General features: G+C 39.2%; 27 protein-coding genes. 10 read left to right on the plus strand and 17 right to left on the minus strand.

Features of this window, described 5'->3' with window-relative positions:
• The first annotated feature begins 145 nt into the window (after positions 1-145).
• On the plus strand, positions 146-1,414 hold the full coding sequence (icd, locus tag ATS71_RS08350) for an NADP-dependent isocitrate dehydrogenase (RefSeq protein ID WP_058404407.1): 1,269 nt from the start codon (positions 146-148) through the stop codon (positions 1,412-1,414).
• Between the two features lie 12 nt (positions 1,415-1,426).
• Here icd and ATS71_RS08355 read toward each other — a convergent pair whose 3' ends face one another.
• Positions 1,427-1,864 (minus strand): hypothetical protein, encoded by a 438-nt coding sequence (locus tag ATS71_RS08355; protein WP_058404408.1) that lies wholly within the window; start codon positions 1,862-1,864, stop codon positions 1,427-1,429.
• A gap of 586 nt (positions 1,865-2,450) precedes the next feature.
• Positions 2,451-3,398, minus strand: coding sequence for a LysR family transcriptional regulator (locus ATS71_RS08360; RefSeq protein ID WP_058404409.1), 948 nt, complete (start codon positions 3,396-3,398; stop codon positions 2,451-2,453).
• A gap of 117 nt (positions 3,399-3,515) precedes the next feature.
• Here ATS71_RS08360 and aceK point away from each other — a divergent pair, with 117 nt between their 5' ends.
• From aceK to ATS71_RS08375, 3 genes are all read left to right on the plus strand, one after another.
• Positions 3,516-5,297, plus strand: coding sequence for a bifunctional isocitrate dehydrogenase kinase/phosphatase (gene aceK, locus ATS71_RS08365; RefSeq protein WP_058404410.1), 1,782 nt, complete (start codon positions 3,516-3,518; stop codon positions 5,295-5,297).
• 47 nt (positions 5,298-5,344) lie between these two features.
• Complete coding sequence (locus tag ATS71_RS08370) at positions 5,345-6,307, plus strand: zinc-binding dehydrogenase (RefSeq protein WP_058404411.1); 963 nt, start codon at positions 5,345-5,347, stop codon at positions 6,305-6,307.
• Positions 6,308-6,376: 69 nt separating this feature from the next.
• Complete coding sequence (locus ATS71_RS08375; RefSeq protein ID WP_058404412.1) at positions 6,377-6,631, plus strand: DUF2999 family protein; 255 nt, start codon at positions 6,377-6,379, stop codon at positions 6,629-6,631.
• A gap of 71 nt (positions 6,632-6,702) precedes the next feature.
• Here ATS71_RS08375 and ATS71_RS08380 read toward each other — a convergent pair whose 3' ends face one another.
• Positions 6,703-7,200 (minus strand): fasciclin domain-containing protein, encoded by a 498-nt coding sequence (locus ATS71_RS08380; RefSeq protein WP_058404413.1) that lies wholly within the window; start codon positions 7,198-7,200, stop codon positions 6,703-6,705.
• Positions 7,201-7,369: 169 nt separating this feature from the next.
• Between ATS71_RS08380 and lepB the strand changes: the two genes are divergently transcribed.
• Positions 7,370-8,020 (plus strand): signal peptidase I, encoded by a 651-nt coding sequence (gene lepB, locus ATS71_RS08385; RefSeq protein ID WP_058404414.1) that lies wholly within the window; start codon positions 7,370-7,372, stop codon positions 8,018-8,020.
• A gap of 92 nt (positions 8,021-8,112) precedes the next feature.
• Here lepB and ATS71_RS08390 read toward each other — a convergent pair whose 3' ends face one another.
• Positions 8,113-8,763 (minus strand): bifunctional 4-hydroxy-2-oxoglutarate aldolase/2-dehydro-3-deoxy-phosphogluconate aldolase, encoded by a 651-nt coding sequence (locus ATS71_RS08390; RefSeq protein ID WP_058404415.1) that lies wholly within the window; start codon positions 8,761-8,763, stop codon positions 8,113-8,115.
• A gap of 123 nt (positions 8,764-8,886) precedes the next feature.
• Positions 8,887-10,908, minus strand: coding sequence for a methionine--tRNA ligase (gene metG / locus ATS71_RS08395; protein ID WP_058404416.1), 2,022 nt, complete (start codon positions 10,906-10,908; stop codon positions 8,887-8,889).
• Positions 10,909-11,095: 187 nt separating this feature from the next.
• On the opposite strand from metG, the gene apbC reads away from it, so the two are divergent.
• Both apbC and dcd read left to right on the plus strand, forming a co-directional pair.
• A complete protein-coding gene (gene apbC / locus ATS71_RS08400; protein ID WP_058404417.1) occupies positions 11,096-12,172 on the plus strand; it encodes an iron-sulfur cluster carrier protein ApbC in 1,077 nt (358 codons plus the stop codon).
• A gap of 5 nt (positions 12,173-12,177) precedes the next feature.
• On the plus strand, positions 12,178-12,765 hold the full coding sequence (gene dcd / locus ATS71_RS08405; protein WP_058404418.1) for a dCTP deaminase: 588 nt from the start codon (positions 12,178-12,180) through the stop codon (positions 12,763-12,765).
• 2 nt (positions 12,766-12,767) lie between these two features.
• Here the strand turns inward: dcd and ATS71_RS08410 are convergent, their stop codons facing one another.
• Entirely contained in the window at positions 12,768-13,553 is a 786-nt protein-coding gene (locus ATS71_RS08410) for a CLCA_X family protein (protein WP_058404419.1), read from the minus strand.
• Positions 13,554-13,574: 21 nt separating this feature from the next.
• Positions 13,575-14,168 carry a tRNA-uridine aminocarboxypropyltransferase gene (locus ATS71_RS08415; protein ID WP_058404478.1) on the minus strand — a complete coding sequence of 198 codons (594 nt, stop codon included), beginning with the start codon at positions 14,166-14,168 and terminating at the stop codon, positions 13,575-13,577.
• Positions 14,169-14,302: 134 nt separating this feature from the next.
• On the opposite strand from ATS71_RS08415, the gene ATS71_RS08420 reads away from it, so the two are divergent.
• Positions 14,303-14,647 carry an Hpt domain-containing protein gene (locus ATS71_RS08420; protein WP_058404420.1) on the plus strand — a complete coding sequence of 115 codons (345 nt, stop codon included), beginning with the start codon at positions 14,303-14,305 and terminating at the stop codon, positions 14,645-14,647.
• Between the two features lie 166 nt (positions 14,648-14,813).
• Positions 14,814-16,031, plus strand: a complete 1,218-nt coding sequence (locus ATS71_RS08425; RefSeq protein WP_058404421.1) for a pyridoxal phosphate-dependent aminotransferase — start codon at positions 14,814-14,816, stop codon at positions 16,029-16,031.
• 54 nt (positions 16,032-16,085) lie between these two features.
• Here ATS71_RS08425 and ATS71_RS08430 read toward each other — a convergent pair whose 3' ends face one another.
• The 4 genes from ATS71_RS08430 to ATS71_RS08445 are packed head-to-tail and all read right to left on the minus strand — an operon-like array spanning position 16,086 to position 18,995.
• On the minus strand, positions 16,086-16,553 hold the full coding sequence (locus ATS71_RS08430) for a glycine zipper 2TM domain-containing protein (RefSeq protein ID WP_058404422.1): 468 nt from the start codon (positions 16,551-16,553) through the stop codon (positions 16,086-16,088).
• A 17-nt stretch (positions 16,554-16,570) separates the two neighbouring features.
• Entirely contained in the window at positions 16,571-17,185 is a 615-nt protein-coding gene (gene lpoB, locus ATS71_RS08435) for a penicillin-binding protein activator LpoB (protein WP_010557495.1), read from the minus strand.
• Between the two features lie 11 nt (positions 17,186-17,196).
• Entirely contained in the window at positions 17,197-17,622 is a 426-nt protein-coding gene (locus ATS71_RS08440) for a YcfL family protein (RefSeq protein WP_058404423.1), read from the minus strand.
• Between the two features lie 8 nt (positions 17,623-17,630).
• Positions 17,631-18,995 carry a COG3014 family protein gene (locus ATS71_RS08445; RefSeq protein ID WP_058404424.1) on the minus strand — a complete coding sequence of 455 codons (1,365 nt, stop codon included), beginning with the start codon at positions 18,993-18,995 and terminating at the stop codon, positions 17,631-17,633.
• Positions 18,996-19,303: 308 nt separating this feature from the next.
• Here ATS71_RS08445 and ATS71_RS08450 point away from each other — a divergent pair, with 308 nt between their 5' ends.
• Positions 19,304-20,173 carry a DMT family transporter gene (locus ATS71_RS08450; protein WP_058404425.1) on the plus strand — a complete coding sequence of 290 codons (870 nt, stop codon included), beginning with the start codon at positions 19,304-19,306 and terminating at the stop codon, positions 20,171-20,173.
• A gap of 10 nt (positions 20,174-20,183) precedes the next feature.
• On the opposite strand, the gene ATS71_RS08455 is transcribed toward ATS71_RS08450, so the two are convergent.
• The 6 genes from ATS71_RS08455 to pta all read right to left on the minus strand — a co-directional run bounded on the left by ATS71_RS08455 (position 20,184) and on the right by pta (position 25,598).
• Positions 20,184-20,870, minus strand: a complete 687-nt coding sequence (locus ATS71_RS08455; RefSeq protein ID WP_058404426.1) for a M15 family metallopeptidase — start codon at positions 20,868-20,870, stop codon at positions 20,184-20,186.
• A complete protein-coding gene (gene dapE, locus ATS71_RS08460) occupies positions 20,870-21,997 on the minus strand; it encodes a succinyl-diaminopimelate desuccinylase (protein WP_442960120.1) in 1,128 nt (375 codons plus the stop codon). Before dapE ends, ATS71_RS08455 begins: the two co-directional genes overlap by 1 nt.
• Positions 21,997-22,341 (minus strand): ArsC family reductase, encoded by a 345-nt coding sequence (locus ATS71_RS08465; RefSeq protein ID WP_058404428.1) that lies wholly within the window; start codon positions 22,339-22,341, stop codon positions 21,997-21,999. The genes dapE and ATS71_RS08465 overlap by 1 nt, the downstream gene beginning before the upstream one ends.
• A 3-nt stretch (positions 22,342-22,344) precedes the next feature.
• On the minus strand, positions 22,345-22,842 hold the full coding sequence (locus tag ATS71_RS08470; RefSeq protein WP_058404429.1) for a PTS glucose transporter subunit IIA: 498 nt from the start codon (positions 22,840-22,842) through the stop codon (positions 22,345-22,347).
• Positions 22,843-22,845: 3 nt separating this feature from the next.
• The gene (locus tag ATS71_RS08475; protein ID WP_058404430.1) at positions 22,846-23,232 is read right to left on the minus strand and encodes an ACT domain-containing protein; all 387 of its coding nucleotides are present in this window, start codon (positions 23,230-23,232) and stop codon (positions 22,846-22,848) included.
• A gap of 212 nt (positions 23,233-23,444) precedes the next feature.
• Positions 23,445-25,598, minus strand: coding sequence for a phosphate acetyltransferase (gene pta, locus ATS71_RS08480; RefSeq protein WP_058404431.1), 2,154 nt, complete (start codon positions 25,596-25,598; stop codon positions 23,445-23,447).

The raw sequence follows: 25,598 nt of genomic DNA on the forward strand, positions 1-25,598 counted from the left end.
ACGCTATAAGACCAACGTTTCGTCTACATTAGCACACCGTATTTGTTATTTTTTAAACTGATACCAACTATAAAAAGGCAATTAAAGACACATCCCAATTAACATGGTTTAATCGACCATATACATTGATTTATAGGCTTTAGTAATGCCATACCAACATATAAACATGCCCAAGCAAGGGCAACATATAACGGTAGATGAGCAAGGGCAGTGGGTTATTCCTTCAGAGCCTGTTATTGCCTATATTAATGGAGATGGTGTAGGGCAAGATGTCATGCCTGTTATGAGAAATATTGTAGATTGTGCTATTACACACTGTTACCAAAACAAACGAAAAATACATTGGATGCAAGTGTTTAATGGTGAGCAGGCTGCCAAGCTTTACGATGGTGATTGGTTTCCACAAGAAACAATACAAGCGGTAAGAGCATGTAAAATAGCAATAAAAGGTCCGTTAACAACCCCCTTAGGCGGAGGGTTTAGGTCTTTAAATGTTGCCTTGCGCCAAGAAATGGATTTATTTGTAAACATGCGTACCATCAAAGGACTGAGTGCTTTGCCTTCTCCATTAAAAAATCCCTTTTCAACTAATATTACCGTGCTTCGTGACAGTAGCGAAGATGTATATTCTGGCATTGAGTGGCAAGCTGGCAGCATTGAAAGTGAAAAAATGCTCGACTTTTTATGTGAAGAAATGGGGGTTACACGTCTTAGATTTTCACAAGACTGCGGGATAGGTATAAAAAATATATCCAAAGAGGGCTCTGAACGATTAACACGTTTTGCTCTTAATTTTGCCCTTAATAACAATCGAGACTCTTTAACTTTTGTTCATAAAGGCAATGTACTTAAGTTTACAGATGGTGCATTTAAACGCTGGGGCTTTGCGCTAGCCAAAAAAGAATTTAATGCTATTGAGCACGAAAATGGCCGATGGCTAAAAATTGTTCGTGATAGTCAAGCACCCTTAATAATTAAAGAAGTCATTGCCGATAACATGCTACAACAATGTTTAATGAACCCTGAGCAGTTTGATGTAGTGGCAACAACAAATCAAAATGGGGACTTTTTAGCCGATATGCTCAGTGCTCAAGTGGGTGGTGTGGGTATTATGCCAGCGGCAAATATGAATAATGATGTGGCTTTTTTTGAGCCTACTCATGGCACATTTGAACGCATTGCAGGGCAAAATAAAGCGAATCCAAGTAGTAGTATTTTGAGTGCAGTACTTATGCTTAAATTTATGAAGTGGGATGAAGCGGCGTTAACTATTGAAAATGCATTAGAAAAAACGTTAGCAAGCGGGCATGTTACTTTTGATCTAGCCCAGCAGGGCAGTGATACTTCAACAATTCATAACTCGACAACCTTAAGCTGCACAGACTTTGCAAATAAGGTTATCGAGCACTTTTAAACACATTCATTATTAAGCTGCTGACGCAGTATTAACAGTGTGCACGCATGGGCGATTAGTTAACTGTGCGGCACGGTGGTAAATGTTGTGTGCATTGGGTTCATCGCATTGTGTACCACTAAGCGTATCCATTAAAGCAACAACAATGATTGCAGGAACCTGGCAACAATACTCATCAAGTACCGCTTCAGTTGTTTGCGCATCTACATGACAATGCGGATGATTTTGCAGTTGGTACGCGTTTAGCAATGTTTGTACTTCAAGTACATCGTTTGGTTGGTGTTTAGTTTTACGACATGTACATCCAAACTCATCAACTAATGTCGCCAGTGTTTGGTATACATCTGTTGTTTGTAATGTTGCCTTAGAGCATAACTGCTCTTCAATGAACTGATGTAAGTTAGCATCAATAAATAATCCGTCTTGGCGTGTGAAAGAAGCTGTTGTCATAATAATTACTCTTAGTTTGTTGGCTTAACTTCACTCTAGCGCTAAGTGTATTATTAATGAAATTGTTGTTTTCAATAACTGACATTGATTCAATCAATATTAAGCTCGTTATACCTATTTTTCGCCTTAAATTTAAGGGCTTCTTCCTTTATTTAATTTGGTGCAAAAAATAAATAAATGCACAAAATTGGTACGAATGTTAACTGAGGGACTATAAAGTTTTTAAGTAAGCTATTGAATTAAATTTAAATAAAAAATTTGGTATTAGCTTTGCTACATGGTGAACAGTAAGGTTACTCCCCTTGCTAAGACTTATACGACTCCAAAGCAAAACATCGAGACACTCACTATATTAAAGAGAGAGTCTCGATGTTTTATTTATTGCTAAATTAGTTTTTAAACGTTGTATTTTTAATTTACCCTAATATTCCGTCATTTTCAGTTTTAGCGCATAGATTTACAGAGTGTTGCATGAGCTGTAGCTACCCGTAATTAGGTAAGTAGAGAGCAATTTCACACAAATGTGGCTTCACGGGTTGAAATTTATTTACTGGCTCATTTGATTTCTAGTATGTATACAGTGTTATTATCTATCTGCTACTGTTTTAGCAAACTCAAGTAGTTCACGGCGCAACCATTGATGTGCTGGCGCATGATGAAGCAGTGGGCTCCATATCATTTTTACCTCAATAGGTACTATTTGAAACGGAGGCGGACTTATTACCAAGTTAGTATGTGTTGTTAATAACTTAGCTTGCCTACGCGGTAATGTAGCTATCAGTTGTTCTGATTGGCAAAGTAAGCTGGCAATCATATAGTGGCGGGTAAATACCCTAATTTTACGTGTTTGCTCTAATTGCCAGAGCGCTTCATCTACCCAACCTAATTTTTGTTTACCTGACTTGTTAGTTACAGCAGCTTCGGGCCCCCAGCCAGCACGATTTACCCAAATATGCTCTTTTTGAAGGTAATCATCGAGTGTGGCGTTTTGTAAAAAAGTATTCTTGGGATGTGTTAAACAGCAGTAGTTATCGCGCCATACAGTAGCTTGGTGAAACGACCGGGGTAATCCATTAAAGCGGTTAATAGCAAGATCTATAGTACCTTTTTCCATATCTTGCAGGTTGACATCGCTTGGGCTTAAAACGTCAAAATTAATACCCGGATTTTTATTTAATTGAGCGGTAATAAATGGCGCTATTAACGTTGATTCTAAATAGTCGTTTGCCATTATTCTAAAGGTTATTTCAGCCGTTGCGGGGTTGAATTGCTCACTTGGTTGAGTGATTGCCTCAGCCATTTTTAATAGGGCTTCTATTTCAGGTTTTAGTAAAAGTGCTTTAGCTGTTGGAGTCATCGAGCCGGCGGCGCGAACAAGGAGCGGATCTTCAAATAAATCACGCAATCGTTTTAGTGCATTACTCATGGCAGGTTGTGTTAACGCTAATTTATTGGCGGCTTTAGACACACTTTTTTCATCTATTAACACGTTTAAATAGACGAGAAGGTTGAGATCGACGTTACGTATATTCATTAGATCAATCTTATTTATTTGCTGTATTAATTATCTAAATTAAAGCCTGCTTGCTAAGGTGTAAACCATTAATAAAAAATAACCGCCATAACGGGTAAAAATATAAGTGTTATCAGCATGCCAAATACATTAATGGATGATTCAAATAATGCTCTTCAAAAGGTGATTGCAACTAAGCTAGCTCGTGCTGTATTTGCAGGGTTTGATGCTATGTTTGCTGAGTTTTTAAATATTACACTTGGCGCACAAAGTCGGTTTGAGCAACGCCAGTACCATGATGTACAACGTGCAATGCGTGATCGGTTACAAGTTTACGAGCGCCAGGTAAAAAACGTGAGCGAAGCGGTTAAAGTGATTGCTTATCAAGAACTAGAGTGCCCGCAAATTTGGCAATTAGCTAAAAATATTTACGGAGATATGGTCGAGTGCCATGAGAATAAACCCATTGCGCATACATTTTTTAATTCAACATTTGGTGCTATTTGGGACGACAAAAAAATTCGTACAGTGCATTTATTTGTATTAAAAGCCAAATACCGCAGTGAGCCTCGTTCATTTGAAAGTTTAGTGAGTAGAATCTCGCTTAAAAATGGGTTTGATACTGCAATTTCACAGCTTATTACTAAGCAAATGTTTAGAGTTCCATTTAGCCAATTAAATGCAGATTTAGAGCGTTTGCAGCAAACTCTAATGCAAGGTGCTAGGCATCAATGTAAGCAGGTATATGAACTTATAAATTTAAACGACGGGTTTATTGAATACGCAAACTCGTTATTTTTTAGAAACAAAGCGTGTTATTTAATTGGCCGTTGTATAGCGAAAAATGGCGATAATATGCCGTTTGCTATTGCCATTTTAAACACCGAAAAAGGCCTAAAAATAGATGCGGTAATGATGGGGGCCGATCAACTAAGTTTATTATTTGGCTTTGCCCGTACTTATTTTATGGTAGATACCGACCAACCTGCGCGTTATGTTGATTACCTCAGTGTACTTATGCCACATAAAAAGCGGTTTGAATTATTTAATGCGATTGGCTTTATTAAACACGCCAAAACTGAGTTTTACCGATATAAGGTGGATACCACCAAAAATAGCCCCACAAGTTTTAAATATGTCAATGCACCCGGTACGCCTGGCATGGTTATGCTGGTATTTACCATTGAAGGCTCAGATTACGTCTATAAAGTAATAAAAGATAAATTTAGCGCACCAAAAACAGCAACTAAGGCACAAGTAAAAGAAAAATATAATTTTGTTAAACAAGCCGACCGGGTAGGGCGATTGGTAGATACCCACGAATTTAGGTATTTGGCGTTTGATTTAAGCCGTTTTAGCAAAGAACTATTAACGCAGATGAAAACACACATAGGCAGCAGTTTAGTTATATCGGGCAAGGCACTTATTTTAAAGCATGTGTATGTTGAACGAAAAATGACCCCTCTTAATTTATATATTAACCACTGCGATAAAACGGCATTAGAGCAAGTTATGCTCGATTATGGAAAAGCGATTAAAGATTTAGCCGGGGCGAATATATTTCCAGGTGACATGCTGATGAAAAACTTCGGTGTTACGCGTTGGGGACGCGTTGTGTTTTACGACTTTGATGAGATTTGCCCATTAACTCAGTGTAATTTTAGAGATGTCCCTCAATCACAAAATGCACTAGAAGAGCTTAGCAGTCATTCTTATTTTGATATTGATGAAAACGATATATTTCCAAGCCAATTTAAGGTTTTTTTTAGCGCAAATACCCATGCGTTTGAGTACTTTAACACCCACCACAGTGATTTATTCACAACTGCTTTTTGGCAACAGTGTCAACAGCAAATACAAAACGGCTTTTTACCTGATGTTTACCCGTATAAGCAAAGTTGGCGGTTTAAACCGGAATAATTACCCCCATATTTATAGTATGACTTAGTTAAAGCACAGGAGTGGTAATGAAATATATTTCCCATGAAGGTGGAGACCTTGCCTTTAGTGGTACCCGTAAACCGCAGCTAAAAAATCATGAAGTACTTGTTAAAGTGGCTGCAATTGGTGTGAATCGTGCTGACTGTATGCAACGCCAAGGTAAATACCCAGCCCCAAAAGGTGATAGTCCAATTTTAGGGTTAGAGTGCGCAGGCACTGTTGTTGAGGTTGGTAGCAAAGTGGATAAAATATGGTTAAATAAACGCATTTTTACACTGTGTGCAGGTGGTGCTTATAGCGAATATGTTGCCGTAGATGCCAAACAACTAATGGAGCTACCTGAAGACCTTACTATGGTTGAAGGCGCAGCCATAAGCGAAGTGTATTTAACTGCGTTTGGTGCATTATTTGAGCTTGGCAAATTACAATACGGGCAAACGGTATTAATCCATGCCGGGGCCAGTGGAGTAGGTGGTGCCGCAATTCAAATGGCAAAAAGTGCAGGGGCCACGGTTGTTATAACTGCAGGTTCAGATGAAAAATGCCAGCACGCCAAGGCACTAGGAGCCGATTATACAATTAACTACAAAACCACTGACTTTGTAGATTACATGCAAAGCCATAATTTAACCGCGAATGTAATTGTTGATCCTGTAGCAGGGCGTTATTTAAATAAAAATGCTTCAATTGCAGCCATGGACTGTCAAATAATTATGCTTGCCTTTTTAGACGGACGTTTTGCTGAGGTTGATTTTGCAGCGCTTTTGCGCAAAAGGATTTCGTTTCATGCATCAACCCTTCGTAACCGCAGTATTGAGTTTAAACGCCAACTAAGAGATGACCTAGTTGCACGCTTTTACAACGATATAGCATCTAAAAACTATAACTTTAACGTATACAGAACTCTGCCCTGGACACAGGCTGCAGAGGCGCATGAAATATTAGAGCGCAACGAAAATGCGGGAAAAGTCGTATTGCTTGTAGAATAACGCTTTATTTTACACGTTATGCCCATATAATTTAATCATGCACACGTTATTATAAAACCAAGGTTAAAAATGAATCCAATAATTGCAATTTTAAAAGAACACAATGTAAGCGATGAGAAAGTGAAAGCGTTATTTGAGGCGTTTACACAAAACCCAATGATGGCTATGGCACTTGTACAAGAGCTAGGTATTCCACCTGAAAAACTTCAGCAATTGATGGCCGTTGTTATGACCCAGCCCCATTTAATTAAAGAAGCGACTGAAGAATTAGGTTTAGACTTTGAAAAAGTAAAAGAAGCAAAAGATAAGCTCAATCAACAATAAGTGTGTGATATTTTTAGTTAAAGAAGCATCAGCACCTGCTGATGCTTCTTTTTTTATTTAAACTTTAGTGCTTATTCTTTTGGAAGAAGTACCGTGTCAATGACATGAATGACGCCATTACTTGCCTTAACATCTGGCATAACAACGTGTGCGTTGTTTATCATCACGCCCATGTCTGTTTTGACCATTACTGACTGGCCCTGCAATGTTTTAGCACTGTCTAGTTTAACCACATCTTTTGCCATTACTTTACCAGCGACGACATGGTAGGTTAGCACTGTGGTTAGTTTGTCTTTGTTCTCAGGCTTTAGTAGCATTTCAACGGTGCCGTCAGGTAATTTTGAAAAAGCGGCATCGGTTGGAGCAAAAATAGTAAATGGTCCTTTGCCTTTGAGGGTATCAACTAATCCGGCTGCTTTGACTGCTGCAACAAGCGTTGTGAAAGAGCCATTTTCAACTGCTACATCAACCACGTCTTTCTTCATGCCATGATGATTGGCCTGCGCGGTAAATGAAAAACCCATGCTTGCGACGGTGATTAAAACTGCGGTGGTTATCTTCTTAAACATGTTAGCTTCCTTTACGTTAATATTTTATAAATTCCTAAGATGCTACGCTGTTGTAAATTTAATCGATCAAAAAGCATTTATTGGTCAAACATTTTTTGTTACATCCTTTTTTGAACTGCTAAAGCGGTGTTAGGTCATAACGTTACTCGATCAATTAAAGGGAACAGTTATGAAGGTGCTTTATAAATTTTGGAAAAATAATCGTTCACTCATTGTATTTATTGCCTTAATGAGTGTGTTTAGAAGCGCTGTAGCCGATTGGTATGAAGTACCTACGAGCTCGATGAAACCTACAATTGCGCAAGGAGATAGAATTTTAACCGACAAAATGGCATACGACTTACGAGTGCCTTTTACACATATTTCTCTTCTTAAATTAAACGAACCACAAACCGGGGACATCGTTGTATTCGACTCACAAGCGGCAGGTAACCGATTAATTAAACGTGTGATAGGTGTACCCGGTGATACCGTTTCTTTGGTAAATAACGAATTAATTATTAATGGCAAAAAACTTAATTACGAACATGCACAAAATAATATCGATTCGGTTGATAAAATAGAGATGTTAAACACTAAGAAGCACACTATTAGGGTGGCAAATGTACCATCCCAATTAGCTGACTTTAAAATGATCACCATTCCAGATGATTACTATTTGGCAATGGGGGATAACCGTGACAATAGCGCAGATTCGCGCGTAATTGGTTTAATCCCTCGTGGTGAATTACTCGGGAAAGCAAATAAAGTTATTGTGTCGCTTGATTACGATAATTATTATTTACCAAGGAAAAATCGTGTACTGCTCTCCTTAAACTAAATGCATTTTGACTTTGTTTTAGCACAGTATTAAGTGTCTGCTTTAATTTAAGTTTAAACCATACCGCGTAATTACGGCTGAATCAAAGCCCTTTACCCAGTGGGGATACTAGCTAAATAGTCATGAACTAATTGTATAAGAGCGTGCTTATCGTCTTGGTTTTTAATTACTTTTGAAAAGTCACTACTGATGGCTACGGCGCAAGCACCTGCATTAAACCACTGATTAAGGTTATCTAAATTTATACCACCAACAGGCATTAAATTGGCGCTATCAAATGGCCCTTTTAATGCCTTAAAATAGCCAATTCCCATACTGCCTGCTGGAAATACCTTAATAATATCCGCGTTATATTCAATCGCGTTAGCAATATCTGTGGGCGTTAAAGCCCCCATTAAAACGGGCAAATTATGTTGGTGGGCAAGTGACACTATATGCTTATTGGTATTTGGGGTGACTATAAACTGTGCGCCGGCATTAACTGCTTTTTTGGCAAGTTCAATATTTGTAATAGTGCCTGCACCCACCAAAATATGTTGGTGACGCGCACGCGCACTCTTTATTTCTTGCTCAAACCCCGGTGTATTTGAGGTTATTTCAAGCACCTTTATGCCCGCTTCAACTAGGGAGTCTAAAAGTGGTGCCACATCGGCTTGCTGTTTTAAGCGGATAATAGCGACTATTTTTTGCTCTAGAATTTTGCTGCAAATTGCCGTTTGTTGTTGAGTGACCGTACTGGGCATTGTGTTACTTTTTTACTATTAATTGACAGATGGTACAAAAAATCGATAAGAGTCGCAAACGGAGTATCAATAATATAAAAAAACCGCTGTAAATCAGCGGTTTTTTTATTCATAAGTGTAAGTTTACATTACACGCATACCTGGCTCTGAGCCGTCGTCAGGGTTAAGAATATAGATTTCTTTGCCGCCGGGTCCTGCTGCTAATACCATGCCTTCAGACATACCAAAGCGCATTTTACGAGGCTTAAGGTTTGCTACCATAACAGTTAGTTTACCTTCGATATCTTCAGGTGCGTAAGCTGATTTAATACCAGCAAACACTTGGCGCGTTTCGCCGCCTAAATCAAGTGTTAGCTTAAGTAGTTTATCTGCGCCTTCAACGTGCTCTGCCTTTGCAATTTTAGCTACGCGTAAGTCTACTTTTGCAAAGTCATCAAATTCAATCTCTTCGCTTATAGGCTCTTTTGCAAGTGGACTATTTGGATCAATTGTAGTTTGTGGCGCTAGGCTTTCTTTTGATTCTTCAACCATTTTGTTTACTTTGTCCATTTCTACGCGTTGCATTAACGGTTTAAATTTATTAATAGAGTGGTTTACTAGTGGTGTTTGCACTGCATTCCAAGCTAAGTCATCGTTTAAAAACGCTTCTACGTTTTCGGCCATGGCTGGTAGTACTGGCTTTAAGTAGGTAATTAAAACACGGAACAAGTTAAGACCAAGCGAACATACATCATGCGCATCTTGTTGCTTAGTTTCGTCTTTAATGAGTACCCAAGGTGCTGCGCCATCAATAAATTGGTTCGCTTTGTCAGCCAAAGCCATAATTTCACGAATAGCACGGCTGTATTCACGGTTTTCATAATGAGCAGTAATGCTTGGTGCCGCTGCCTGAAACTCTTCAAGTAACTCTGGCTGCATAATAGTGCTACTTAGCTTGCCATCAAACTTTTTAGTAATAAAGCCAGCACAGCGACTCGCTATGTTTACTACTTTACCAACTAGGTCTGAATTTACACGTTGTGCAAAGTCTTCTAGGTTTAAATCAAGATCAATAATGCCGCTGTTTAACTTAGCTGCGTAGTAATAACGAAGATACTCTGGGTTTAGGTTATCTAGATAAGTACGTGCTTTAATAAACGTACCCTTAGACTTAGACATTTTCTCGCCATTTACAGTAACAAAGCCGTGTGCAAATACGTTGGTCGGCTTTCTAAAATTAGCGCCTTCTAGCATTGCTGGCCAAAATAAACTGTGGAAATAAATAATATCTTTGCCAATAAAATGGTAAAGCTCAGCGTCTGAGCCTTCAGCCCAAAATGCGTCAAAATCAATACCTTTTTTATCACACAGGTTTTTAAAACTGGCCATGTATCCAATAGGCGCGTCTAGCCATACGTAGAAGTATTTACCCGGTGCGTTTGGAATTTCGAAACCAAAATAAGGTGCGTCGCGGCTAATATCCCATTGTTGTAAACCGTCAGTAAACCATTCATCTAGTTTGTTAGCCATCTCTTGTTGAATAGTACCTGAGTGCAACCACTCTTTAAGCATGCCTTCGAATGCTGGTAGGTCAAAAAAGTAATGCTCTGAATCTTTTAAAATAGGCTCAGCACCTGACATAACTGAACGCGGGTTAATGAGCTCTGTTGGGCTGTAAGTTGCGCCACACGAATCACAGCTGTCGCCATTTTGGTTTTCAGACTTACACGTAGGGCAAGTGCCTGTTACAAAACGGTCGGGTAAAAATATCTCTTTTTCTGGATCAAATAGTTGTGAAATAGTGTGCTTTTTAATATGGCCCGCCTCATTTAAACGGTTATAAATTAGCTCACTAAACTCTTTATTTTCTTGGCTGTGCGTGCTGTGGTAATTATCAAACTTAATGTTGAAGTCGGCAAAGTCGCGCTGGCGTTCTATGCTCACATTTTTTACCATTTCTTCAGGTGTGATCCCTTGCTTTTGCGCATTTAGCATTATTGGTGTGCCGTGTGCATCGTCTGCGCAAACGTAATAGGTTTCATGGCCTTGTAGTTTTTGAAAACGTGACCAAATATCAGTTTGAATATATTCCAATAAATGACCTAAGTGTGTTGGGCCATTTGCATAAGGTAATGCGCTGGTAATCAGGATCTTTCGCTGTGCCATAATCATTCCGAATTGAGGATAAGCTACCGTTTTTACTATTCAAACGGCTGTTATCATTAATTTATCTATAAGTAGGTGGCTGTGCGCGCACACTGCTCATGGATTTTTATTAATTGACTGGTGTTAATGACCTGAATGTTACATAATTCCGAGGCACTTTTCATCAAAGAAACGCTATTTAATTGCTATGTTTGGACTGTCAAAACTTTTCTCTTCTAAATCGGTGCAAAAACAACCGATTATTGCCGCTTTAGCGGCTTATCGTAGTGCGGCTTTTGCCGTAGGAATTGACGAAAAATTTATTGACTCAATTTCTGAAAACGACGATAAATCACTACAAATCACTCTTAGCTTGCCTTTTGCCGCGCAATCAGAAATGCCCCTTGTTGAACTACATCTGAGTGATGCACTCAATATTGCAGTATCGATAAAGTCAAAGGTCGATATTAAAGAGCCTGCAAAGTTTAAAGGGATTAAACATATTGTACTTATTGCCTCAGGTAAAGGTGGGGTAGGCAAATCGACTACAGCTGTTAATTTAGCGGGTGCATTAAAAGCTGAGGGAGCAAAAGTAGGTATTTTAGATGCTGATATTTATGGTCCTTCTATACCTATGTTATTGGGTCTTGTTGGTGCTGAGCCAAAAACAAAAGATAACAAACAATTACAACCGTTTTATGCCAATGGCATTAAAGCCCAATCTATTGGCTTTTTAGTGCCAAGCGATGATGCAACAGTATGGCGAGGACCAATGGCATCCGGTGCACTCAGCCAATTACTGAACGAAACTGACTGGGGAGAGCTTGATTATTTAATTGTAGATATGCCTCCTGGTACAGGTGATATACAACTTACTATGAGCCAAAAAGTGCCTGCCAGTGGGACTGTAATTGTGACTACCCCCCAAGATTTAGCGCTAGCAGATGCGCAAAAGGGTATTGCTATGTTTAATAAAGTGAACGTACCCGTACTTGGTTTAATAGAAAACATGAGCCATTACATTTGTAGCCATTGCGGTGAGGCAAACCATGTATTTGGCAAAGAAGGCGCACAAAAATTGGCGCATAAGCATGGCGTTCCCGTTTTAAGCCACATTCCCCTAGCTATAGATATAAGAGAGTACTCTGAGCAGGGAAAACTTATTGCTAACGATAACAATGCAGCAATAAGCAAAACATACAGCGCAGCAGCTAGGCTAATAGCCAGCACGCTATATTATCAACAGCATCACAATAGTATTGAAATTGTGATTTCGGAAGATTAAAAAGCATGAGACTTTCAGACACACATATAAAAGAACACTTACAAGATGGCCGTATTGTAATAGAGCCTGCTCCAAGCAGTGAGATGATATCGGGTGTGACAGCTGATTTGCGCCTTGGTAATAAGTTTAGAACGTTTAATGCCCACAATGCGGCTTATGTAGATTTGAGTGGCCCAAAGGATCAGTTAAATAAGGCCATGGAATCAATTATGAGTGAAGAGATTGAGCTTGCTGATGGAGAAGCCTTTTTTTTACACCCGGGCGAACTTGCATTGGCCATTACTCATGAAAAAGTAACCTTACCTGCTGACATCGTAGGTTGGTTAGATGGGCGTTCATCGCTTGCTCGTTTGGGTTTAATGGTGCATGTAACCGCACACAGAATCGACCCAGGCTGGAGTGGTAATATTGTATTAGAGTTTTACAACTCAGGAAAGCTCCCTTTAGCATTGCGCCCAATGATGAAAATTGGTGCCATGAGTTTCGAAATGCTCTCAGGGCCTTGTGAAAACCCTTACAATATTCGTAAAGATGCTAAATACAAAGATCAAAGTAGTGCAGTAGCGAGTCGCATAAGCGACGATAACAGCTAAATTTAATCGTGTGTATTATGAAGCGCATAACCTAATAGTTCAAAATAATGGTTAAGCGCCTTACCCGCTTTGGCGATGTGATGCGTTGGTGGGTATATTAAATTACTTGTTTGTAAGCCGCCCACTAAAAAACTATTTTTTATGTGGGGGGTTGCAGATATACAGGCTTCAAAACATCGAGCGGCAATTTCTTCAGGCATACTCATATAATTCATATTATGTGCCTGGTCGTGTTTAATACATGCTTGCACAAACTCATTGGCATTTTCGCCATTTTCATCTAAAAATACTTCTTTATAAAAACTGTTCAGCGCGTCATTAAGTGGGTGCGATAAATTTGGCGTGTTAGAAAGCCAAAGTTTTGATGCAAAGCCATAGCGTGGCTTTGCTTTAAATAAATGCTCACTAATGTGATGATCAAACGCGTGAAACCACTCATGGGCCAATGCTCCGCCGCCGGCATTTTTTGCAAGCGCCAGTGTTTGACTGCCAGCATTATAATGAGCTTGAATTCCTTTTTGGCCACCGTGGCCAAATGCAAAGTTTAACTTGCCGCGTAGGCCAATGGCTTTAGGTGGTAGGTGCAGTATTTGCGCAAGGTCGGCTAGGCCATCATAAATTAAATTAGCACTAATAAAATGCTCTTCTTTAGTGACCCATTTACCAACCACCATTGATCTGAACCCAAATGTGGTTCTTATATCGCTAAAATCAACTTGGTCATCAAAGCGATAATCAGGGCCTTGGCGAGTAAATCCTCGTTTTAATCTATTTGGGTAATGTCGCATCTGTTTTATGAAAAACTAAATTTAAGTTAAGTAACGTGCTTTTACGTGCTCGGGCATGTGTTGGGTCTGTTTATTTATTAATTCTTCTAGTAGTGCAAATAAAGGCTCTGGGTTTAATTGCTCAATGAGGGTTAAGCTATGTGCAACGGCTTCAAGCGTTGAAAGGCTGTCGGCACGAGGCGCTTTACGAATAGTGTAACGATTTTTAGGTACTTGTTTAAAACTGATGGTTTTAAACTGGCTAAGTATGGGAGTGAGCTGCAAAATTTTATAAGCTTTATTCCATGTACCATCGATAACAATCAAATGGGTAATATAGTTGTTAGTTGTGAAGCTTGGCTCATCTAAGTAGGTGGCGTCATCGTTAGGGTAAAGCAGACCTGTTGATTCTTTTGGCAGGTTATTTAAAGCCTTAAAGTCATGGCTGTTTTCACCTTTTATTATTAAGCAATTAGTTAAACTTAACTTAAGTAGTTTTGCGGTGTTTTTGACTATTTTTTCTTCGCTAGGGTGTTGCAGAATAACAACTTTAACTTTATTAGGTATGATTTTGACAGCGCTGCATACGCAGGTGTTGAGAGCAAAATTACAATGATTACAAAGAGTGCGTGCCATTTTAAAAACTTTCATAACGTTATTAACCCATTAATTATACATTTGTACGGGCAATTAAGTTGGTTTTTTTTGTTTATCAATATAAAGTAGTTATTACAATCAGAATACTTATGGATAGTTTGAGGACTTAAATTATGGCAGACATTACCATAGACACATCAGCATTAGAAAACATGAAATCGTTACTCGGAGAGCAGTTTGCTGATACGCTCGACTTTTGCTGTGCAGAGTTTGAGCGTTTAGGTTCAGAAGTTGTGGCAACAATTGGCAAAGATAAAGAAGCCGCGATTCGTCATTCTCATAGTTTAAAATCAAATGCAGCACAGTTTGGAGCCTCGAGTCTTGCTGAGGTTTCGCGCACTATTGAGCTAAGTTTAGTTGATGACGATTTAGACAAAGCAATGGACGCATGTGCAAGCTTAATGCCGCAGGTAGAGGGTTCTCAATCTGAATTTAAACAATGGCTAGATGCTCAATAACAAACGTGAATTAATTTCAGTTTTAAGCTGTTAAATTTGCTGGTGTTTTATATTTACTCGGTTAGTCTAACAGGTTACCGGGGGCTTTTATCGTTAAGATAAATTAGACCTTGCTAATAACAAATCAACTTACAAAGGTCATCAGGCGCCAGCGAGTAGAGGTAAAATGTCAGATATAAAAAAGAGTCATAAATTAGAAGGCGTGTGTTATGACATTCGTGGTCCTGTTTTAGCTCAAGCTAAGAAAATGGAAGACGATGGTCAAAAAGTCTTAAAATTAAACATTGGTAATCCTGCTGCTTTTGGCTTTGATATGCCCGAAGATATGCATCGCGATATCATCCGTAACTTGTATTCAGCCCAAGGTTACTGTGACTCTAAAGGACTTTACTCAGCCCGAGTGGCTATCTATCAGCATTATCAACAACGTGGATTGAACAATTTAGATGTAGACAACATTTACATTGGTAATGGAGTGAGTGAGCTAATCCAAATGATCACCCAAGCCTTACTTAATAACGATGATGAAGTGCTCATCCCTGCGCCTGATTATCCGTTGTGGACTGCGTCTGTTAAGTTAGCGGGTGGCAACCCTGTTCATTATTTGTGTGATGAAGAGCAAGATTGGTTTCCTGATATAGATGACATAAAAAGTAAAATCACCTCTAAAACTAAAGCCTTGGTGTTAATTAACCCTAACAATCCGACCGGTGCGGTATACAGTGATGACCTGCTTAAGCAATTAATAGATGTTGCTCGAGAGCATAAATTACTCCTGTTAAGTGACGAAATTTACGAAAAGATTTTATACGATGGCATTACCCACACTTCAATTGCTTCATTGTGTGATGATGTGCCTATGATTACTTTTAATGGTTTAGCTAAAACTTATCGTGCTGCTGGGCTAAGAATGGGCTGGATGGTTTTAAGTGGCAAAACTTCAGCCATGGACGATTTAAGTAAAGGGCTAGATATACTTTCGTCAATGCGTTTATGTGCCAACGTGCCTGCTCAATATGCTATTCAGCAGGCATTGGGTGGTGTGCAATCAATTGATAACTTAATTAACCCGGGCGGGCGTTTGTACGAACAACGTGACATTGCATGGCGTGGTTTAAATGCAATTGAAGGCATTAGCTGCAAAAAGCCAAAAGGGGCTTTATATGCTTTTGCTAAAGTAGATACTGCCCATTTTAAAGTGAAAAACGATGAGCAAATGATGTTTGATTTGCTAAAAGCCGAAAAAATATTGTTAGTGCATGGGCGGGCGTTTAATTGGCCAGAGCCTGACCATTTTAGGCTGGTTTTTTTACCCAATAAAGATGACTTAACTGACGCAATGCAAAAAATGCAACGTTTCTTTAAAGATTATCGCCAGTTATAAAACTTTATAAAAAAACGAGCCTGTTGGCTCGTTTTTGTTTTTAAAGGCGAGTTATTAATATGCTTTATCGACTCTTACTGTGTTGTCACCTAAATAAACGAGTCTCACGTTATCACCTCTGTGAAATCGCATACTTTGGTCTAGGTCTTGAACCACCATAAATTGATCGCCATTTTCTACCTGAATGAGTAATTCAACTAACTGAGTTTGTATATAATAGCTACCTTGCTGACTGTTGTTAGCAACGCTTCCACCAATAACTGAACCTAAAATTGTGGCTACAGCACGCCCGCTGCCACCACCAAACTGATTGCCAATAACACCACCAACAAGGGCGCCACCAAACGTTTTCCAACCATTCTTTTTGTCTTGTATGAGTTCTTGCTCGGTGATATTTCGTACTGATTTGATGTCACCAAATAGAACTTTTTGAACTGCCACGGCTTTATTTCGCTCGTATTTAGCAAAAGAGGGCGCACTTAATGTAAGTAAAACGCACATAATTACAGCAATTGCTTTCATAACTTACTCCTGTCGGCTTACCACCCAAACGTTGATTTTTCTTTAGTTTTACGAATCTCAGTTTCGTCTGCCCACTCGATTAGGCCACTTTTCATATCCATTAGGCGCATTGTAAATTTATAATATACATCTGATTTATCAGCATTTGTTTTTACTATGCTTGAGAGGTTGCCATACAACATGTACTGCGCACCAATTTGTTGTCCAAAAGCGACCGCTGTTGCAGGATTAACTAATGCATCTTCATTTTGAAAGGTAAGCTGTTCACGAACAGCTTCTACGCGTGTCATGTCAACAAAACGGAATTTACCGCTGCGTAGCATTTGTGTTGAAATAGAATCAGTGATTGATTCTGTATCAATATGTTCACTGGTTTTGTTTTTTATGCGCTCAACAAATACAACCGGACGGTTGTTTTGGGTCATGCTTCCTACCACTGGCGAACTGAGTAGTGAGTCGGTCATTTGGCTGGCAACTTTTTGTAAATCAGTAGAACCAAAATTAATATCCGTTGTTTCAACTGCTTGAGCGTCACCATAACTGACTACAGCTTTGTTTGCACAGCCGCTTAATATCAATGCGCTGAGCCCGACTAATGCGTAGGTGGATGCTGTTTTAAATGTGGTGTTCATAGTACTTTCCTTTAATCTTTAAATTCTTGAGACTGAGTTGATACTTTTCTGACTGCTAGTGAAAATGTCACTGCATCAGAGCTTGGCGCTAGGCCAGGTAATTGTGTTTTAGCAAAACCAAATAAAGTTAATGGTTGCCAGGGTGAATGATTTCCCTTAATTACAAATCCGTCTTTATCAAACCATTTAAATTGATACTGTAAATATTGTGATTTTTTATATTGGCTCGACAGGGTAACCACCACATCAGTTAACTGATTTGTTTGACGCGTTTTAACGTCGGTAATGGCAAGTTTTTCACCTAAGTCAGGGTTATCCACTCTAAGTTGATCATTAAAATTTCCTTTAGTTTGTTCAACCGATATACCTGATGTTACAGGCTGTGTTGCACAAGCACTTAGCAGTAATACGGCACACACTGGCACTATGTATTTCATGGTGACTCCTAGAGTTGAACTACATGGTAGTTAAAATAGTTGTTAATAGAGGTTAGGTAAATTAAGGTTAACCCTTGCTTACTAACGGTAAAATTAATTGGCGGTTGATTGCCAATATTTAATGAATGTTCGCCTGCTGTGAGACTTTTACGTGCCACAGCAATTTGATTTGGTAATGTAAGCCAACTTCGGGTGTCGGCTTGCTCTGACGCTAAATTGTATATATTAGCTAATATATTTCCTACATCACCAGCACTACGCGCAAGCTCAGCGCGGACTTTTTCTTTCGTTATAAGCCGTAATACTTGGCGTGTAATTTTGCCTGGTATTTCTTGTTCAAGCGTTTTGGCAGCAAGGGCTTCTAAATACACTAACGGTGATAATGCGACGTTTTGCCCTGCAATACTCACATTTTGTATCGCGCTAATGTAAGCACTATCTTTATATACCGGCATTGCTAGACTATAAAAACGAACATCACCTCGACTTGTATCAATCGGTAGTCTTAATTTAAATTCGGTTTGTTTAGGTACCAAACCTTGCTCAAGTAATACAACTACTTCGCCATGGGAAGACTTTAAAGTGGTGTGTTCGCCAAAGCGTTGTTTAAATTCGTCAAACTCTTGCTGAAACCCTTGCTTTTTAGCTAGGCGAATTACATCCTGTTGTAAGTATTTATTATTTGGTTGTATCGCTAACGCTTTTTTGTAGTCTATGTAGGCGTCGTCAAATTGTTTTGCACTTTGATAAAGTAAAGCGGATAAGTAAAATGTGTAGGCGTTTTGAAAGCCATTTTTTACGTCTCTTGTTACATTATCCATGCTTGGGTAGTGCTGCTGTGCTTCGTTTTCTTCTGAATCAATTTCTGACTGATTACTGATAAGTTCATCTGCCTGCACTTTATTTGCACGGCGTACTTCTACTAATGCGCCTTCAATATCATTTTTATAAACGTAGTTAAGCGCTTTATAGCTATGAAGCATACTCATTTCATACGCTGGTGGAACATAGGTAATTGCCGAGTCATTCGTAAATAACGCATTACTTTGTTCAAGCCCGGCACTTAGCTGAATTTTTGCTGCCTGACGTTTAGTTTGCATTTGGGCATATACGTTTTCGAATTTGCTTTGAGCGTCGTCAGCTGAATTAGCAAGGTCGTTGATACGCGCTTGTTCAAGTTGGTTAAGCAAATAACTACTGTGCATAGAGGTATTGTTAGCAATTAAGGTTTTAGCTTGCTCTAAGTTATTATTTTCAATTGCATTTCGCACAGGCGTCATTTGTGTGGCGTAATCATTAAATAGGTCATTAAAACCCATCGAGCTACAGCCACTCAAAATAAAACAAACGCTAAAAATTATACTTCTGCGCACACAGCACTCCTTTTAATCTACCAAAGTAGGTTAACACACTCTTTTTGAGCAAGAGCGTGAAACATTGTAAAAAAACGTAGAGCTATTTAATCCTCAAAGTAAATAAGCATTTTTTATATGAATAAGGCGTGAATTTAGTAATGTGTGAAAGATACAGCGAAAAGTTAAGGTCTTCATGAGTTGAAAGTTTTTGCACACCTTGCCTTATGCTGTATAAATAACTTACTGTTATAGCAGTTTAAGTTATTTAACTACTCACCTTTAAAAAAGATTAATTATTAACCTGATTTAGGTTAAAAAGGATTATTTTGAAAGCAGCTGTATATACATTGATTGCTTTAATAGCATTTGCCGCCAATTCATTATTTTGCCGAATGGCATTAGCTGAAGGGGATATAGATCCCTACAACTTTACCATCATTCGTTTGTTAAGCGGTGCAGCGTGTTTAGGTATCATCATGAGTGTCACCATTTATAACCAAAAACGTAAAGGGTTATTTAATGATGCAATTTTGAGTGATACTGGCAGTTGGCGAAGTAGCATTAGTTTACTGGTTTATGCTGTATGTTTTTCGGTGGCCTACGTTGAGCTAGATACCGGCACAGGGGCACTTATTTTATTTTCAGCGGTACAACTTACTATGATTGGTTGGGGTATCTACAACAAAGAGCAATTGAGCGGTGTGCAGTGGGCTGCTTTTTTTGTAGCTGTAGCAGGTTTTGTATATTTAATGTTGCCCTCAGCCGCAGTGCCTTCTCTGATAGGAGCAGGATTAATGGCTTTAAGTGGTGTAGCTTGGGGCATATATAGTATTCGTGGTAAGGTCTGTGTTTCACCACTTCGTACTACAGGATTTAACTTTGTAAGAAGTTTGGTAGCGCTCCCCATTTTATTGCTTGTTAGTATGAGTTATTTTAATTTGCTGACAATACAAGGTGTTATACTTGCTTGCGCCTCTGGCGCAATAGCATCTGGCATTGGTTATAGTATTTGGTACGTTGCAATGCCATTACTTAAAAGCACTCAAGCTGCGGTTGTACAATTGTGTGTGCCCATAATTGCAGCGGTTGCTGGCGTTATCTTTTTGCAAGAGCAATTAACACTTGAATTTATTAGTGCAAGTTTACTTATTTTAACTGCGGTACTGGTATTTATTTTAAATAAAAAGAAGGAGTAGCTCCTTCTTTTTATGGTGGACTTAGGTTAGTCACAAAGCGCTTATAAAGTGCAGGTAAGTGGGCTAATAAGGCATTTTTACCAAGTAGATCACTGTTTTTAATACATGTATGTAAAGCACTTTCAGTAAGTTGGGTCACTAGTAATTGCGATTGCTTAATGTGACTAATATGCCAAAGTTCAGGCGCTACTCCGTTTAAGTCTTCGCGATAAGGCCGATAAAATCCAAATTCATGGAGGTGTGCGCTTAGCCAATCACTTAACGGTGCAAAGGGGCCAGTTTGTTCATATTCATGAGGTGATAATTGCAGTTGATAATCATGAGTAACGGCACTTTTATCATACACATCAAAGTCAGTACCTAAATGATGCCTACTTGCGCCAGGCAGTGCTGAATAACGCATAATGGCTATACATTTTTCAATATCGCTTAATTGCGTTAAATCAACAACGTCTTGTTGCGAATTATAAACAGGCTTTTGTCCAGAAAATTTGTTATTCCAGATTAGCGACTGGCGTTCAAAATCTCTAAAACTTGATGCAATAGTTAAATCAAACCCGGCTTGTTTAACTGCGTTTTGTAGCGCGAAAAAATCTTCAATAATAGCGCTATGTAAACGATGGCTTTGGATGTTAGTTAGATGTGCATCACTTTGGCCTGTGATACACGCTATTGTGGGTAATTGTAAATCAGTCATTAGGTTAACAATTGCTCAAGGATTTGCTCGTAAATGTCGGTGAGTTTAATTAAGTCATCTGTACTTACGCATTCATCAACTTTGTGAATGGTGGCATTACGAGGCCCAAGCTCTATAACTTTAGCACCCGTTTGTGCAATAAAGCGCCCATCAGATGTACCTCCCGTCGTTTCTAGATTGGTTGGTAACCCTGTTACAGACTTAATTGCGTTAACCGTTGCATCGACTAGAAGGCCGTGTTCAGTGATGAATGGAAGGCCGTTCACAATCCAGCTTAACTCGTAGTTTAATTTGTGTTTTTGTAATATGTCTATTACACGCTGTTGTAATTGTTGATGTGTGACTTCGGTACTAAATCTAAAATTAAATTGCACGTCTAGCTCACCAGGGATCACATTACCTGCGCCGGTGCCTCCATTAATATTTGATATTTGAAAGCTGGTTGCCGGAAAAAACTCATTTCCATTGTCCCACTGGGTTTGGCTAAGTTCGGTTAATGCTTCAGTGGCCAAGTGAATCGGATTTTGAGCTAAATGAGGGTAGGCAACGTGTCCTTGAATTCCTTTAACTTTTAAAAATCCGGTAAGCGAGCCGCGTCGGCCATTTTTAACTACATCACCTAATACATCCCGAGATGAGGGTTCGCCAACCAAACACATATCAATCTTTTCGCCGCGAGCTTCAAGTGTATCAATAACTCGGGTGGTTCCATTTATAAATGGACCTTCTTCATCAGAAGTGATCAAAAAAGAAATTGATCCTTTGTGGTTGGGGTGCTTAGTTACAAAACGCTCAGTAGCTACAATCATGGCAGCAAGGGAGCCTTTCATGTCGGCAGCTCCCCGACCATGCAATAAACCATTTTCTATCAATCCAGAAAATGGTGGGTGCTGCCAGTTTTTTGCGGGTCCAGTAGGCACTACATCTGTGTGGCCAGCAAAACAAAAATGCGGCGACTGGTCGCCTTTGCGAGCCCAAGTATTTAATGTATCAGTAAAAAATAGTGACTCTATATTAAAGCCTATCGCTTCAAGCCGTTCATTCATCATTTGTTGACAGCCAGCATCCTCTGGAGTGACAGATTCACGCTGTATCAAAGCTTGTGCAAGTGCAATTACTTCATTCATTATTTAAAAATCTCATCGTATTGCGCGGCTTTAAAGCCTAAATGAAAGTCAGTGCCATTCACTAATACTGGTCGCTTTATCATGGCGGGCTGTTCAACTAATAATTCAATGGCATTTTGCTTAGTTAAATTTTGCTTTTGTTCGTCACTGAGTGCTCTGTATGTAGTTCCGCGTTTATTAACTAGTTGTTCCCAATCTAATTTATCAGCAAATTCCGCGACCATTTGTGTATTAACCCCTTCTTTACGGTAATCGTGAAAGGTAAACTCAATATTATTATCTGTAAGGTATTTTTTAGCTTTTTTAATTGTGTCGCAGTTACTAATTCCGTAAAGAGTGATCATAAGTTACTTCTTTTTAATGATAGTTAATAGAGTGTCTTCGCCTGCCTTTACTTGCAGGTGTGATTGATGAAATGTACCTAGGTTGTGACCATTAAGTAAAATTAAACTTCCCAGCAGGGGGGAGTCTAATTCTCTTAAGTCAAAATATGCTAGTCGTTGACCTTTAAATACTTGGCTGCCATTTAACTGGGCTATATGGGTATGTGTAATTGCTGCAGATTCCGGTAAAGTTAGGTTAATCAGTATCTTCAACCCATTTTTAGCCTGTAAAATAAACTCAGACCCCGCGTTTTTAACCTGTAGTAAAACCCCATCAAAAGGCGCTAATATTTTATGACTTGTTGTTTGCACCATGACGCCTGGGCCAAGGGTACCAAAACTAAACAAAGGCTCTGGGTGGTTACTCAATTCTATTACCTTTCCCGTAAAAGGACTGGTGATATTAATGGCGTCTCGGGGTATTTTATTTTGTGCAATTAGTTCTATTGGTTGTGCTTTCATAAATTAGTTTGTTACCACATTATAGCCATCTTTTTGGAGTGCTTTAATCGCTTCTTTCGCAGTTTGTTTTTTCACTAAAATATAATCAGTGTCGTAAGTTGAAAGAGAAAAAATAGATATTTGTGCCTTTGCTAACACACCAGAAATATTTGCCATAATCCCCGTTAAGGAAAACCCCAAAGGGCCAATTACCTCAAGTGCTTGCCAATTAGATTCGGTATCAAGACTTTGTAATTCAAAATTGCTGGGGCATACAATTGATAGTTCGTCATGGGTTTTTGAGATAAAAAACAACGGAAGTTTTAATAAAGCCGCAGGAATATCTGCATCTATATCTAAACTATGTATAGATAAAATAGTGCTGTGTAATTGTAATGTTTGTTTTGACATTAAAAACCTGCGAACAGCAAAGAGGATTTATTAATAGTATAGATTATTAAAGCTAAATTAAAGCGGTAACTAGGTTGCAAAATGTAGACTAAGAAAACTTACCCACAATTTCTGTGGATAACTATGGGGGTTGAGGGGTATAAATAGCCTAACTAACTAATTTATAATTAGAAATTAGCTAGGCTATAAAAAGCACATGTTTATTAAAGCGTTTAATTAAGGGCTTCTACTTGTGCTGCTTGAATAGCTGTTAATGCAATTGTGTACACAATATCATCAACTAATGCGCCTCTGCTTAAATCGTTCACTGGTCTACGCATGCCTTGAAGCATTGGACCAATACTAATTAGATCTGCACTTCTTTGTACGGCTTTATATGTAGTATTACCGGTATTTAAATCAGGAAAAATAAACACTGTTGCCTTACCAGCAACAGGGCTGTTAGGTGCTTTTTTAAGTGCGACGTTTTCCATTATTGCAGCATCGTATTGAAGGGGACCATCAATAATTAAATCGGGACGTTTTTGTTGTGCTATTTTAGTTGCTTCGCGCACTTTTTCTACGTCTGCACCTGTACCTGAAGTACCTGTGCTATAGCTAATCATGGCTACACGTGGCTCTATACCAAACGCGGCAGCTGAATCAGCTGATTGAATAGCAATGTCAGCGAGTTGTTCAGCATTTGGATCTGGGTTTATTGCACAGTCGCCGTAAACGAGAACCTGATCAGGTAACAACATAAAAAATACCGACGACACAAGTGACGAACCTGGCGCTGTTTTGATGAGCTGCAGTGGTGGTCGAATTGTATTAGCCGTAGTGTTAACTGCGCCAGAAACGAGTCCGTCGACTTTACCTTGTTCTAGCATCATAGTACCTAGTACGACGTTATCAAGTAATTGTTCTTGCGCTACAACAGCGGTTAATCCTTTGCTTTTTCGTATTTCGACCATAGGTTCGACATAATCATTGATGATGCTGCTTGGCTCTACAATACTTACATTTTCGTTGAGCTCTATACCTTGTTGTTCAGCAATACGCATTATTTCTTCGCGATCACCTAGTAAAATGGTTTTTGCTATACCGCGTTGCCCACAGATAGCCGCTGCTTTAATCGTTCGAGGTTCGTTACCTTCAGGTAAAACAACCGTTTTGCCTGCTTTACGCGCTTTATCTGTAAGTAAGTATCTGAAAGCAGGTGGTGAGAGTTTACGTGTTTTTCCCACATTTTTTGCAAGTGAGTTCAGCCAATCTGAGTCAATATATTCCGCATTGTGGCTTTTCACTTTTTCTATACGTTGGTCATCATCGCTTGGCACTTCCATATTAAAGTTATGAAGTAACAACGATGTTCGCCATGTATCGGCCTCTGTCGCTAATATTGGTAGGCCCGTTTGCATCGCTTGTTCGCACAGCGCCATAATACGCTGTTCTGGCATAAACCCACCGGTAAGCAATATTGCACCAATTTTTGTGCCATTCATTGCCGATAAACACGCAGCAACTAAAATATCGGAGCGATCGCCTGGGGTAACTAATAATGCACCAGGTGTGAAGTGGTTTAGAATATTAGACACTGTGCGTGCACAAAATGTAATACGACGTAGGCGTCGATGCAGCATGTCACCTTCGTTAATAATTGTGGCTTTTAAATACGCACTTAGATCTTTTACTCGGGGGGCAACTAAATCAAAATCCCATGGTATTGCACCAAGCAACATGAATGGATTTTTTCTAAAAATTGGTAGGGATGCTAAGCGGTTTAGTTCGTTATCCACTTCATCAGGTTTGTAAGAGTCAACTAAGTCGGCGCGTGCTCTGCCTTCTTCATCTAGCGGAGCATTTACTTTATTAAAAATACAACCTAATACACGAGGGTGGTCAATTCCACCATAGTTACCAGCAGCAATTTCAAGGCGATCTTCAAGTTGAGTAATATTGTCGTTACCAGGCGTTAATACAAATACAATATCTGCACCTAAAGTCTGCGCTATTTCACGGTTTACACGCCCTGCATAAGGCTGTTTACGAGTAGGAACCATGCCTTCAATAATGGCTACTTCATCATCGTTAATTTTACTTTCGAAGCGTTCGACAATTTCTTCTAAGAGATCGTCGCCTTTTGCATCGCCAATCATTTGCTCTGCGTAATCCAGTGCAAACGGGGTTGGTGGGTCAATAGGGGAGCCTTGTTTTATTATTTGTGTCGATTTTTCTGGACCGGTTTCGCCAGAACGTGGTTGAGCAATAGGTTTAAAAAAATTAACTTTAACTGCTTTTTGCTCTAATGCACGTACAAGCCCAACTGAAACTGATGTTAACCCAACTCCCGTAGAAATCGGTATCAACATAATACGGTGTGCCAT

Origin of the sequence: Pseudoalteromonas sp. H71 (assembly GCF_001468485.1) — a bacterium.
GTDB lineage: Bacteria > Pseudomonadota > Gammaproteobacteria > Enterobacterales > Alteromonadaceae > Pseudoalteromonas.

Excerpts from the sequence above, each read along its gene's own strand:
- ATS71_RS08465 (WP_058404428.1), bottom strand. The coding sequence starts at position 22,341 with ATGATCACTCTTTACGGAATTAGTAACTGCGACACAATTAAAAAAGCT.
- ATS71_RS08360 (WP_058404409.1), bottom strand. The coding sequence starts at position 3,398 with ATGAATATACGTAACGTCGATCTCAACCTTCTCGTCTATTTAAACGTG.
- ATS71_RS08415 (WP_058404478.1), bottom strand. The coding sequence starts at position 14,168 with ATGGCACGCACTCTTTGTAATCATTGTAATTTTGCTCTCAACACCTGC.
- metG (WP_058404416.1), bottom strand. The coding sequence starts at position 10,908 with ATGGCACAGCGAAAGATCCTGATTACCAGCGCATTACCTTATGCAAAT.
- ATS71_RS08440 (WP_058404423.1), bottom strand. The coding sequence starts at position 17,622 with ATGAAATACATAGTGCCAGTGTGTGCCGTATTACTGCTAAGTGCTTGT.
- aceK (WP_058404410.1), top strand. The coding sequence starts at position 3,516 with ATGCCAAATACATTAATGGATGATTCAAATAATGCTCTTCAAAAGGTG.
- ATS71_RS08380 (WP_058404413.1), bottom strand. The coding sequence starts at position 7,200 with ATGTTTAAGAAGATAACCACCGCAGTTTTAATCACCGTCGCAAGCATG.
- ATS71_RS08420 (WP_058404420.1), top strand. The coding sequence starts at position 14,303 with ATGGCAGACATTACCATAGACACATCAGCATTAGAAAACATGAAATCG.
- ATS71_RS08390 (WP_058404415.1), bottom strand. The coding sequence starts at position 8,763 with ATGCCCAGTACGGTCACTCAACAACAAACGGCAATTTGCAGCAAAATT.
- lpoB (WP_010557495.1), bottom strand. The coding sequence starts at position 17,185 with ATGAACACCACATTTAAAACAGCATCCACCTACGCATTAGTCGGGCTC.
- ATS71_RS08370 (WP_058404411.1), top strand. The coding sequence starts at position 5,345 with ATGAAATATATTTCCCATGAAGGTGGAGACCTTGCCTTTAGTGGTACC.
- dcd (WP_058404418.1), top strand. The coding sequence starts at position 12,178 with ATGAGACTTTCAGACACACATATAAAAGAACACTTACAAGATGGCCGT.
- ATS71_RS08410 (WP_058404419.1), bottom strand. The coding sequence starts at position 13,553 with ATGCGACATTACCCAAATAGATTAAAACGAGGATTTACTCGCCAAGGC.
- ATS71_RS08355 (WP_058404408.1), bottom strand. The coding sequence starts at position 1,864 with ATGACAACAGCTTCTTTCACACGCCAAGACGGATTATTTATTGATGCT.
- ATS71_RS08475 (WP_058404430.1), bottom strand. The coding sequence starts at position 23,232 with ATGTCAAAACAAACATTACAATTACACAGCACTATTTTATCTATACAT.
- dapE (WP_442960120.1), bottom strand. The coding sequence starts at position 21,997 with ATGAATGAAGTAATTGCACTTGCACAAGCTTTGATACAGCGTGAATCT.
- lepB (WP_058404414.1), top strand. The coding sequence starts at position 7,370 with ATGAAGGTGCTTTATAAATTTTGGAAAAATAATCGTTCACTCATTGTA.
- ATS71_RS08375 (WP_058404412.1), top strand. The coding sequence starts at position 6,377 with ATGAATCCAATAATTGCAATTTTAAAAGAACACAATGTAAGCGATGAG.
- ATS71_RS08425 (WP_058404421.1), top strand. The coding sequence starts at position 14,814 with ATGTCAGATATAAAAAAGAGTCATAAATTAGAAGGCGTGTGTTATGAC.
- pta (WP_058404431.1), bottom strand. The coding sequence starts at position 25,598 with ATGGCACACCGTATTATGTTGATACCGATTTCTACGGGAGTTGGGTTA.
- apbC (WP_058404417.1), top strand. The coding sequence starts at position 11,096 with ATGTTTGGACTGTCAAAACTTTTCTCTTCTAAATCGGTGCAAAAACAA.
- ATS71_RS08470 (WP_058404429.1), bottom strand. The coding sequence starts at position 22,842 with ATGAAAGCACAACCAATAGAACTAATTGCACAAAATAAAATACCCCGA.
- icd (WP_058404407.1), top strand. The coding sequence starts at position 146 with ATGCCATACCAACATATAAACATGCCCAAGCAAGGGCAACATATAACG.
- ATS71_RS08430 (WP_058404422.1), bottom strand. The coding sequence starts at position 16,553 with ATGAAAGCAATTGCTGTAATTATGTGCGTTTTACTTACATTAAGTGCG.
- ATS71_RS08455 (WP_058404426.1), bottom strand. The coding sequence starts at position 20,870 with ATGACTGATTTACAATTACCCACAATAGCGTGTATCACAGGCCAAAGT.